The sequence below is a fragment of the Streptococcus ferus DSM 20646 genome, assembly GCF_000372425.1.
GTDB classification, from domain to species: domain Bacteria; phylum Bacillota; class Bacilli; order Lactobacillales; family Streptococcaceae; genus Streptococcus; species Streptococcus ferus.
The window spans coordinates 18568-30007 of the sequence record NZ_AQVD01000005.1 but is presented as its reverse complement, the minus strand read 5'-3'; the positions used below and the strand labels follow the sequence as shown (position 1 = coordinate 30007).

Genomic DNA, 11440 nt, shown 5'->3' with positions numbered 1-11440 from the left:
GATTTGAATTGTTAGAAAATTTGAACAATAACTGTAAAGGAGGTTCCTGTGGAAAGAGTTCAATTAGAAAATCCAAAGTCAGGTTCAGAGCTCTTACTTGATACTCTGCTTGACTTAGATATTGACACCATCTTTGGTTACCCTGGGGGGGCAGTCTTGCCGCTTTATGATACAATTTATCAGTATGAGGGGATCAACCATATTTTAGCTCGCCATGAGCAAGGAGCCATCCATGAAGCTGAAGGGTATGCTAAGTCGACGGGTCAAATTGGCGTAACCTTGGTTACCAGCGGCCCCGGAGCGACGAATGCAATTACGGGGATTGCTGATGCTATGGCTGACAGCGTTCCCTTGCTTGTTATTACCGGTCAGGTGGCCAGACCAGGCATTGGTAAAGATGCCTTTCAGGAAGCCGATATTATTGGTGCCACAATGCCGATTACGAAATATAATTACCAAGTTCGAGATACAGCTGATATTCCGAGGATTGTTACGGAGGCCATTCACATTGCCACGACCGGCCGAAAAGGGCCTGTTGTGGTAGACTTACCCAAGGATGTAGCTGCCTCTGAGACGGATTTCTATTATGAGACGGCGGTTAATATTCCAAGTTATCAGCCGACGGTTAGCCCGAATGGCCTGCAGGTCAAGAAAATTTTACAATTTCTGAAGAAAGCCAAACGGCCACTCATTTTGGCTGGTGGCGGGGTCAATTATGCGGATGCTAATGAAGCCTTAAAGATCTTTGCAGAAACGTATCAGATCCCGGTTGTTTCGACCCTGTTGGGTCTGGGAGCCATCCCTGTGAATCATGACTTATCACTGGGGATGGGGGGAATGCACGGCTCTTACGCTTCTAACATGGCGTTGACAGAAGCCGACTATATCATCAATTTCGGAGCCCGTTTTGATGACCGTCTAACGGGTAATGTGAATACTTTTGCTAAGCATGCAACGGTGGCACACGTGGATATTGATCCAGCTGAGATTGGGAAGGTGGTTTCGACACAGATTCCCGTTGTTGGAGATGTTAGGAATGCCTTAGACTTGCTGAATGGTTTTGATAAAGTGGAGACGGATTTTTCAGACTGGACACAGAAGGTTTTGGCTAATAAGGCACGTGCTCCGTTTGGTTATGACAAAGATGACGAGGTCATCAAACCGCAGGAGGTCATTGAAATCATTGGCCAGCTGACCGACGGTGACGCTATTATTGTAACGGATGTCGGCCAGCACCAGATGTGGGCTGCCCAATTCTACCCATACAAACATGCCCGCCAGCTGATAACCTCCGGCGGTATGGGAACAATGGGATTTGGCATACCAGCTGCGATTGGAGCTAAAATTGCTAATCCGGACAAGGAAGTGATTTTATTTGTTGGAGACGGCGGTTTCCAAATGACCAATCAAGAATTGGCCATCCTCAATGGTTACGGTGTTCCGATCAAGGTTGTTTTGATTAACAACCACTCGCTTGGTATGGTAAGGCAGTGGCAGGAGTCCTTCTATAATGAACGCCGATCAGAGTCAACCTTTGATGATGAGCCGAACTTCCAGCTCTTAGCTAAGGCATATGGTATTGAATCTTATCTTCTGACAGATCCGAAACATCTCAAAGAAGACCTAGCAGTAATTACCAGCCAAAAACCTGTTCTTATTGAGGTTGCCATCTCAAACCGTGAACATGTCTTGCCGATGGTTCCGGCTGGAAAAAGTAATAAAGATATGTTGGGGGTGAAGTTTAATGCGTAGAATGCTGACAGCCAAACTTCAGAATTCCACAGGTGTACTTAACCGCTTTACGGGGGTGCTTTCCCGCCGTCAGGTTAATATTGAATCGATATCTGTGGGACACACGGAAGTCCCCCATATTTCCCGGATAACCATTATCATTGATGTGGAAAGTCACGATGAATTGGAGCAAATTATTAAGCAACTTAATCGCTTGATTGATGTGGTTCGTGTTCGTGATATTACAGACATTCCTCATCTGGAGCGTGAAGTTATCTTGATTAAAATTTCAGCTCCCGCTCATAAACGGGCAGAGATTCTCGCGATTATCCAGCCTTTTAGGGCCAATGTTGTCGATGTTGCTCCCAAAACCATTACGATTCAGGTGACGGGGGATGCCGATAAGATTGATGCTCTGTTACGGGTGGTCCAGCCTTATGGGATTAAAAACATCGCCCGTACAGGAGCGACTGGATTCTCAAGAGATTGATTTTCCTTTAGTAACTTTAGTAAAACTTTGCCTTTGGGCAATAAAATATATTTTTAGAAAAGAGATTATTTATTATGGCAGTAAAAATGCAATATGAAGCAGATGTAACAGTTCCAGCCCTTACCGGCAAAAAAATTGCGGTTATCGGCTATGGCTCACAAGGGCACGCTCATGCGCAAAACTTGCGTGACTCAGGTCATGATGTCATCATCGGTGTTCGCCAAGGAAAATCATTTGACAAAGCTAAAGAGGACGGTTTTGAGACTTATGAAGTAGCAGAGGCGACCAAATTGGCAGATGTCATCATGATTTTGGCACCTGATGAAATCCAAGCTGATCTTTATGCCAAAGATATTGCACCAAACTTAGAAGCGGGAAATGCTCTCGGCTTTGCCCATGGTTTTAACATTTTGTTTGAATACATTAAAGCGCCTGCTGATGTTGATGTTTTCATGTGTGCACCTAAAGGTCCAGGTCATCTGGTTCGCCGGACTTATACAGAAGGTTTTGGTGTTCCTGCACTTTATGCTGTTTATCAAGATGCGACTGGTAATGCCAAGGCGATTGCCATGGATTGGTCTAAGGGTGTTGGATCAGCGCGTGTAGGTCTTTTGGAAACAACCTTCAAGGAAGAAACAGAAGAAGATTTGTTTGGCGAGCAGGCTGTTCTCTGCGGTGGTTTAACAGCTCTTATTGAAGCTGGTTTTGAAGTGCTGACTGAAGCGGGTTATGCACCAGAATTGGCTTACTTTGAAGTGCTTCATGAAATGAAACTCATCGTTGACTTGATTTACGAGGGTGGTTTCAAGAAGATGCGTCAGTCCATTTCTAATACTGCTGAATTTGGGGATTATGTATCAGGACCACGTGTTATTACGGAACAAGTTAAGGAAAACATGAAAGCTGTTCTGGCAGATATTCAAACAGGTAAGTTTGCTCAGGAATTTGTGGACGATTATAAAGCGGGCCGTCCGCGTCTTGACGCTTACCGCAAAGAAGCGGCTGACCTTGAAATTGAAAAAGTTGGAGCAGAGCTTCGTAAGGCGATGCCGTTTGTTGGTCAAAATGATGATGACGCCTTCAAAATCTATAACTAATCAGAACAATTGGTCGTAAAGATCGATTCGAGTATCCATGAAAATGGGATGGTCTATTCCATCTCATTTTTGCTATAATAAAGGTGGAATATACCAAAGGGGATTCAAATGATTACAGCAAGAGATGTGGCCTATGCCAATAATGTCTTAAAGAAAGTCGTTGAACGAACGCCACTTGATTTTGACCGTTACCTGTCTGAAAAATATCAGGCAACGATTTATCTTAAGCGTGAAAATATGCAAAAGGTTCGCTCTTTTAAGATTCGAGGAGCTTATTATGCCATTTCTCAGTTATCAGACGAAGATAAAAAAAGGGGTGTTGTTTGTGCCAGTGCCGGAAATCATGCCCAAGGCGTTGCGTTCACCTGCCATGAGATGAAAATCCCAGCAACAATCTTCATGCCTGTCACGACGCCTCATCAAAAAATTGGTCAGGTGCAGTTTTTTGGCGGGTCTTTTGTCACCATCAAACTGGTCGGGGATACTTTTGATGCTTCGGCGCAGGCAGCTCAGGACTACACTAAGGCAGAAGGGCTGACGTTTATTGATCCTTTTGACGATGACAATGTTCAGGCGGGCCAAGGAACGGTGGCATATGAAATCTATGATCAGGCTCAGGAAAATGGGCTTAGCTTTGATAAAATTGTCGTCCCTGTTGGCGGAGGCGGGCTCATTTCAGGGGTATCTACTTACATTAAGGATGTTGCTCCTGAGATTGAAGTTGTCGGTGTTGAAGCTATGGGAGCCCGTAGCATGCGTGCCGCCTTTGATAAAGGGCATCCGATTAAACTCGAAAAAATCGATAAATTTGCTGATGGTATCGCTGTCCAAAAAGTAGGCCAGAAGACTTACGAAGTGGCCCGCAAATATGTTGATCAGCTGATTGGTGTTGATGAGGGGTTGATTTCTGAGACACTGATTGATATGTACTCTAAACAAGGCATTATTGCAGAACCTGCTGGAGCCGCTTCTATTGCGGCCTTGGAAGTCATGAAGGAGGATATTAAGGGGCAGACGATCGTCTGCATCATCTCAGGCGGCAATAACGATATTAACCGCATGCAGGAGATGGAAGAACGGGCTCTTATTTACGATGGCGTCAAACACTATTTTGTGGTTAATTTCCCGCAAAGACCAGGTGCTCTGAGAGAATTTGTTAATAATATTCTAGGACCAAATGATGATATCACACGTTTTGAATACATTAAACGGGCTAATAAGGGGACGGGGCCTGTTTTGATAGGGATCACGCTGGGAGATAAAAAAGACTACGGTCTTTTGATAGAGCGCCTATCTGCATTTGACCCCTCCTATATCAATTTGCATGGAAATGAAAGTCTTTATAACTTGCTGGTGTGATGCCGGCCTGCGGAAAAACGATTTAGAAATGGGGATTTAAAAATGTTAGGTTTGTTTATGTTTGTTTTTCTGACTGTCTTGTTGCTGTTTGTCATTCTTTTGATTGCCAGCGGCCTTTATGTTGTCCGTCAGCAGACGGTTGCTATTATTGAACGTTTCGGGAAATACCAGCTGACAGCTAGCAGCGGTATTCATCTTCGGGTACCCTTTGGCATTGATAAGATTGCGGCACGTATTCAGCTGAGGATGTTGCAAAGTGAAATTATCGTGGAAACCAAAACCAAGGACAATGTTTTTGTCACCTTAAATGTGGCGACGCAGTACCGGGTTAATGAAACTAATGTCACGGATGCCTACTATAAACTCATGAAGCCAGAAGCGCAGATTAAGTCTTATATTGAAGATGCCCTCCGCTCATCAGTGCCTAAACTGACATTGGATGAGCTGTTTGAGAAAAAAGATGAGATTGCCCTTGAAGTTCAGCATCAGGTGGCAGAAGAAATGTCTACTTACGGCTATATTATCGTCAAAACGTTGATTACTAAAGTTGAACCGGATGCAGAAGTGAAACAGTCTATGAACGAAATCAATGCCGCTCAGAGAAAGCGGGTAGCTGCTCAGGAACTGGCTAATGCGGACAAGATCAAAATTGTGACGGCGGCTGAGGCCGAGGCCGAAAAAGACCGCCTGCACGGGGTCGGAATAGCCCAGCAGCGAAAGGCTATTGTCGATGGTCTGGCAGAGTCGATCATGGAACTCAAAGGAGCAAATGTGTCGCTGACCGAGGAGCAAATCATGTCGATTCTTTTGACTAATCAGTACCTCGATTCTCTTAATACCTTTGCCCAGCACGGCAATAGTTCGGTCTTCCTGCCGGTTAGTCCAGATGGTGTCGAAGATATGCGGACACAAATTCTTTCAGCGATGAAAGCCAAATAGGAAAAATCCCAGTCCAAATAAAGACTGGGATTTTTGGGTCTTGAAAAGCTATTTCAGTGTTAACAGAGATAGGATTTGTTTCTCAATGAGGTCTAAATCTTGTGTTTGTGATTGACTGGGAATCATCAGGATAAACCGCTGGGCAAAATAAGCAAAGAGCAGGCTGGCATTGGTTCTGACAACATCAAGGGCTTTTAGCTGCGGATTGATGTGCGGATTATGCTGTTTCAGGATCTGCCAATAATCATGAAAGTCTTTTGCGATGCTCGTCTGAAGTGCTGTCAGGAGTTTCTGTCGCAAGTCCTCGCTGACAAGAGCTTCCTGAATGAGAATCTTAATCAAATCGGCGTTTTGCGCTAAAAAATGGAAACGGTCTTGAACGATAAAATGGATTGCTTCTTCCAGCTGATGATGTTTTTTTAAGCGGGGGAGGAAGTCTTTTTTTAATTCCGGAATCATTGGCTGCATAATGTCAGCCAGCAAGTCACTTTTGGTCTTGAAATATTTAAAAATAGTTGCCTGGCTAATGCCCGCTTTTTCGGCAATTTGAGCGGTAGACGTGCCATTGTAGCCTTGCTGAGAAAACAGTTCAATAGCAGCCAGCAAGGTCTTCTTTTTTCCTGGCGGCATCTGATGATGCATCAGCCAGTCCTGATAATTGTGTAAAATTGTGTTATTGTCCATAGTAACCTCGTCTTATCTCTTCTATTATACCTTGCGGTAGCGTCTCAGTCCAACGATGTTAAGGAAGGTTAAGATAATTAGGAATATAAGCAGAGCAAATAGGTCGGATTTCAAATTGAGAATGCTGGTGCCGTTCAGGATAATTTTTGATAAGGCATGCCCAGCATAATAGAGGGGCAGACCTTTGCCAAGGGATTGTACCCAGTCTGCCATAGAGTTGAGCGGAATGATGCCTGAGAAAAAGATTTGCGGCACAATGACAATCGGAATAAACTGCATCATTTGGAATTCGGACTGCGCCAAGGTGGACAACAAAAGACCAAAGGATAAAGCCACTAGGGCAAAGAGAATATTGACAATAATCAAATCCCCTAAGTTGCCTAGGACTTCCAAGTCTAAGAGCCAGATAGTGGATAAAACAATGACAGTGGTCTGGAGGGCAGCAACGAGGCTGTAAGAGAGCATATAACCAAAGACAATGTCCGAACGTTTGACAGGGGTTGCTAAGAGGCGATCCAGTGTTCCTGAGGTACGTTCTTTCAGCAGAGCCATGCCAGAAATGAGGAACACGAAGAAGAAAACAAAGAAGCCCATCAGAATGGGTGTCATTTTCGTAAAGAAAGTAGTGTTTTGGTCCCCATAATGATAGCTTTCAGAAAGACTGGGATTTCTTTCGGTCGTATCTGTCTGACTTGAGCTAGAGGAGGTGCCCTTTATAGTAGCCTGGCTGTTGGTCTGCTGTGCTTTTTTGAGGTTTTGAACTAATTCTTGGACTTGAGTCTGTCTCAGCGTGGTTTTAATGGCTTGACGTGTTAAACTGGTTTTGCTGGGGTCGGTGTTTGCATAGGTGACCGTATAATGATCCTTGTTTTGGTAAACCAATACCGCATCAACCTTTTCCTTGGTCAAAGCGTTTTGAGCTTTGGTTTCTGTTTGATAATGCTTGGTGCTGATATGCTTGATGTCCCCTAATGCCTTGGTCACGGTAGCAGAGACATTAACGGTGGCTATGTCAACACTGACATCTGTACTAGCAGAGAAAGCAGCATTCATGAGCCACATAATCAAGATAGGAGCTGCAAACAAGAGTGCCAGTGAGCGTTTATCACGCCATAATTCAATGAAAGTCCTTTTTGAAATGGCTAAAATTCGCATCATCCTTCTCCTTCTGCTTTTAAGAAAACATCTTCGATGGTATCAACCGCATAAGCTGACTTCAACTGAGCAGGACTATCAAAGGCTATCATTTTACCGTCTAATAACAAGCCAACCTTGTCTGTTAATTCAGCTTCATCCATAACGTGTGTTGTCACTAGAATACCAATCCCGTTTTGTTTAAGTTGACGCAATTCCTGCCACACTTTACGGCGCAGTGCGGGGTCAATACCAACGGTGGGCTCATCAAGGATAAGGAGTCTGGGATTTCCTAAAAGAGCGATAGCCAGAGAAAGGCGGCGTTTCATCCCCCCAGAATAGCCTGATACGGACTTGTTAAGATGCTCTGATAAATCAACGACCTGTGTAGCATGATTGATGGCTTGTGGCATTTCTTTTTTTGTCAGGCCTTTCATTTGAGCGAAGAAAACCATATTTTCCAAGCCAGAAAGTGTTTCATAAAGCGCATCAGATTGTGCCATATAGCCAATGTCTCCTAAAATATGCCGGTTGGGCATATGATGACTGAGAACGAGAGCCTCTCCCGCATCGGCTTTTTCCATGCCAAGCATGGTTTTAATCATGGTCGATTTTCCGGCACCGGATGGACCGATTAAGCCAATAATTTGGCCGGCAGACAATTCAAAATTGATATTGTTCAGAACGACTTGTTGGCCAAAATGTTTTCTAACAGCTTGCAATTCCAATAATGTTTCCATAAACGCCTCTTTCTAGAGGTGAGTTTTCGCTCACTACGCCATCATTATAGTGAGTAATCACTCACTTGTCAAGAGAAAATATTACCAGAAAAATCCCACAGAAATGATTTCTGCGGGATAAGAAAAGAGAGTCAAAGGGGATTATGGGCAAGGATGTGTTTAGGTCTCCAGCTTCGCAGAAAATACGAATAAAAGAGATTTCCAATGGTAAGACTCAGGAGGTTTAGACTGACATCGCCAAGGTCAAAAACTCCTAAATGAAACACAAACTGACAGGACTCAACCATGAGAATTCCCAAGAACCCCAGAAAGATATTTTTTCTTGATAAAGGGTAGAGAAATCCCATTGGAATGAACATGAGGAGATTCATGATTGGCACAAAGCGGCTGCCATTTTTGATGTCTTCAATAAAGGACAATGGGTTTAAAGAAAAACCTTGGGTACCGATATTTTTTAGGAAAAGGAGATAGAGGAGAGAGAAAAGATAGAAAAGATAGATAAAGTAGCAAGCTATCAAGGTCGAGCTGCGAATTTGTCTGCTGGAACAAAAGCCCAGAAAAACGTAAGTGAAATAACTGATGATTAGAGTGATAATGAGATTGAGTGATAGGGCAAAATCAGCTCCGTAACTGGAAATATAGTAGGCGTAAGAAATCAGAAAGCTGTCGTAGACCCATTTGGATAGAGAAAAGCAGAGCAGAAAAATCAGAGTTTTAAAGAGATAAGGGTATCTAGTATGGCGCATAGGCTTTCCTCCTTTATTGATGATTTGTCCAAAGTGTAGCATTGAAAACTTAAAGGAAGGTTAAGAGGACAGCATTAAAGACTGATGTCGGCGGTTTCATCAAAAGATGATTTTGGACGGTTGCTCTAAAGTCCAGGTGAGCTAATAAAAAGGCTAGACGATAATGTTCCAGCCTGTGGTATTTAGTTTAAAAAGCGCTGTAAGAAAGCCTTGGTACGTTCCTGCTGAGGGTTTTCAAAGATTTGCTCAGGCGTACCTTGTTCTGCGATGAGGCCCTGATCCATGAAAATCACACGGTCAGAGACATCACGGGCAAATTCCATTTCGTGGGTAACAATTAGCATGGTCAAGCCTGATTTGGCTAAATCTTGAATTGTTTTAAGAACTTCTCCGACCATCTCAGGATCCAACGCGGATGTTGGTTCATCAAAGAGAATGGCTTCAGGGTTGACAGATAGAGCTCTGGCGATAGCCACCCTCTGTTTTTGACCGCCGGAAAGCTGACTAGGTTTTGCTTTCCAATACTGCTCGGTCATGCCGACCCTATTAAGGTTTTCTTTGGCAATTTCTTCGGCCTCGGTATGACTGCGTTTAAGAACAGTTGTCTGAGCGACAATGGCATTCTCAAGGACATTAAGGTTATTAAAAAGGTTGAAACTTTGGAAAACCATGCCCAATTTTTCACGGTAGGCTGTCAGGTTGTAGCCTTTTTCTAAAACATTTTCGCCATGATACAGAATCTGCCCGCTTGTAGGTGTTTCGAGAAGGTTGATTGATCTCAGGAAGGTTGATTTTCCGGAACCGGAAGCACCGATAATGGAGATAACCTCACCCTTATTGACGCTGAGTGAAATGTCTTTGAGGACTTCATTTTTTCCAAAAGATTTTTTCAAGGCTTTTATTTCTAAAATGGTATCCGTCATTAGTGGCTGCCTCCTTGGCTTGTCGTGTAGTTATCCTGATCCATTTTTCGTTCAACAAAGCGCAGGATACGGGTAACTGTAAAGGTTAAAATGAAGTAGATGACCGCGATAATAAAGAAAGTTTGGAAATATTGGTAGGTCTGTGTCGCAACGGTATTTCCGGAGAAGTAAAGCTCAACAACGGAAATGACATTCAAAACAGAAGTGTCCTTGATGTTAATGACAAACTCATTGCCGGTAGCTGGCAGAATATTGCGAATGACCTGAGGAAGCACAATTTTACGCATAGTTTGGCCGTGAGTCATCCCTAAAGCTGTCGCAGCTTCAAACTGCCCCTTGTCCACAGCGAAGATACCGCCACGAACAATTTCACTCATATAAGCCCCAGTATTGATAGAGACAATGAAGATGGCCGCCAAAGTCCGGTCAAGGGATACACCAAAGGCTTGAGCGGTCCCGTAATAGATAACCATGGCCTGTACAATCATTGGTGTTCCGCGGAAGACTTCAATATAGATATTCAAGAGCCAGCCGAAAAGCTTTTGAATGAAAGCGAGGGCTTTATTACCCGCCTGAGGGGCAGTACGATAAACACCGATTAAAAGTCCGATCAGAAGTCCGGCTAGGGTACCAATGATAGAAATCAGAAGAGTCATGCCGGTTCCCCGCAGCAGAGCTTTCCAGTTGTTTTTCAGAATCGTCAAGGCCTGATCAAAGAAGCCATTTTGGCTGTCTGTATCTTCTTTGGCTTTCTGACTAGGCTGCTCCTTGATGACTTTATCCATCAGCGCAACTTGGTCTTTCAGAGGGAAGCTGGCCAAGGCCGTGTTGATTTGGCTGATGCGAGTATCGTCTTTCCGCATCCCAATAGCAATGGCAACATCGGATTCGCTGACCTCAAAACCATCTTTTAAGGAGATCATTTTGAAAGAGGAGTTAGCATCAGTTGCTGATTTGGCTTCCGGGCGCTCTGACACATAAGCATCAATGACACCGGATGAAAGGGCCTGACGCATTTGCGAAAAGTCTCCCATAGCGGTTTCTTGTTGAACCTCTGGAATTTGACTGATGAGATTGTAGAGATAAACCCCTTGCTGAGAGGTGATCTTGGCTCCGGAGAAATCGTTTAAGCTGCTAGCTTGGGCATATTTACTGTCTTTACGAACAACCAGAACAGGCTCGCTGGTGTAATAGCTATCTGAAAAAGCGATTTCTTTTTTGCGCTCTTCCGTAGGACTCATTCCGGCGATAATCATATCGATTTTGCCAGAAGTCAGAGCAGGCACCAGTCCTTCCCATTTAGTCTTGACAACCAAAGGTTTTTTTCCTAAAGCGGCAGCCATTTTTTTGGCGACCTGGACATCATAGCCGTTGGCGTATTGGTTGGTGCCTTCAATCTTGACGGCACCGTTTGATGCATCATCCTGTGTCCAGTTAAAAGGTGCATAGGCAGCTTCCATCCCAACACGAAGATAATCATCTGCTTGGGCACCGACTGCTCCTGAAAAGAGGAAACAGAAGGTGGTTAAGCAGGCTAATATTAGTTTTTTCATTAAAAACTCCTCTAAAATTTACTCAACATACATTTTACAGAAAA

The 11440-nt window shown here is 43.9% G+C and carries 11 protein-coding genes; 5 read left to right on the top strand and 6 right to left on the bottom strand.

What is annotated here, in order from left to right:
• The first annotated feature begins 48 nt into the window (after positions 1 to 48).
• From A3GY_RS0107395 to A3GY_RS0107375, 5 genes are all read left to right on the top strand, one after another.
• Positions 49 to 1752, top strand: a complete 1704-nt coding sequence (locus A3GY_RS0107395; RefSeq protein ID WP_018030783.1) for an acetolactate synthase large subunit — start codon at positions 49 to 51, stop codon at positions 1750 to 1752.
• Positions 1745 to 2221, top strand: coding sequence for an acetolactate synthase small subunit (gene ilvN / locus A3GY_RS0107390; protein WP_018030782.1), 477 nt, complete (start codon positions 1745 to 1747; stop codon positions 2219 to 2221). Before A3GY_RS0107395 ends, ilvN begins: the two co-directional genes overlap by 8 nt.
• A gap of 74 nt (positions 2222 to 2295) precedes the next feature.
• Complete coding sequence (gene ilvC, locus A3GY_RS0107385) at positions 2296 to 3318, top strand: ketol-acid reductoisomerase (RefSeq protein ID WP_018030781.1); 1023 nt, start codon at positions 2296 to 2298, stop codon at positions 3316 to 3318.
• A gap of 108 nt (positions 3319 to 3426) precedes the next feature.
• A complete protein-coding gene (gene ilvA / locus A3GY_RS0107380) occupies positions 3427 to 4677 on the top strand; it encodes a threonine ammonia-lyase IlvA (protein WP_018030780.1) in 1251 nt (416 codons plus the stop codon).
• 51 nt (positions 4678 to 4728) lie between these two features.
• Positions 4729 to 5616: an SPFH domain-containing protein gene (locus tag A3GY_RS0107375; RefSeq protein WP_026161979.1), complete on the top strand. Its 888-nt coding sequence runs from the start codon at positions 4729 to 4731 to the stop codon at positions 5614 to 5616.
• 48 nt (positions 5617 to 5664) lie between these two features.
• Here A3GY_RS0107375 and A3GY_RS0107370 read toward each other — a convergent pair whose 3' ends face one another.
• From A3GY_RS0107370 to A3GY_RS0107345, 6 genes are all read right to left on the bottom strand, one after another.
• A complete protein-coding gene (locus A3GY_RS0107370; protein ID WP_018030778.1) occupies positions 5665 to 6300 on the bottom strand; it encodes a TetR/AcrR family transcriptional regulator in 636 nt (211 codons plus the stop codon).
• Positions 6301 to 6324: 24 nt separating this feature from the next.
• Positions 6325 to 7455: an ABC transporter permease gene (locus tag A3GY_RS0107365; RefSeq protein WP_018030777.1), complete on the bottom strand. Its 1131-nt coding sequence runs from the start codon at positions 7453 to 7455 to the stop codon at positions 6325 to 6327.
• A complete protein-coding gene (locus A3GY_RS0107360; protein WP_018030776.1) occupies positions 7455 to 8174 on the bottom strand; it encodes an ABC transporter ATP-binding protein in 720 nt (239 codons plus the stop codon). Before A3GY_RS0107360 ends, A3GY_RS0107365 begins: the two co-directional genes overlap by 1 nt.
• Before the next feature lie 131 nt (positions 8175 to 8305).
• Entirely contained in the window at positions 8306 to 8920 is a 615-nt protein-coding gene (locus A3GY_RS0107355) for a VanZ family protein (RefSeq protein ID WP_018030775.1), read from the bottom strand.
• 182 nt (positions 8921 to 9102) lie between these two features.
• On the bottom strand, positions 9103 to 9843 hold the full coding sequence (locus tag A3GY_RS0107350; RefSeq protein ID WP_018030774.1) for an amino acid ABC transporter ATP-binding protein: 741 nt from the start codon (positions 9841 to 9843) through the stop codon (positions 9103 to 9105).
• Positions 9843 to 11396, bottom strand: coding sequence for an ABC transporter substrate-binding protein/permease (locus A3GY_RS0107345; RefSeq protein WP_018030773.1), 1554 nt, complete (start codon positions 11394 to 11396; stop codon positions 9843 to 9845). Before A3GY_RS0107345 ends, A3GY_RS0107350 begins: the two co-directional genes overlap by 1 nt.
• Positions 11397 to 11440: the final 44 nt, after the last annotated feature.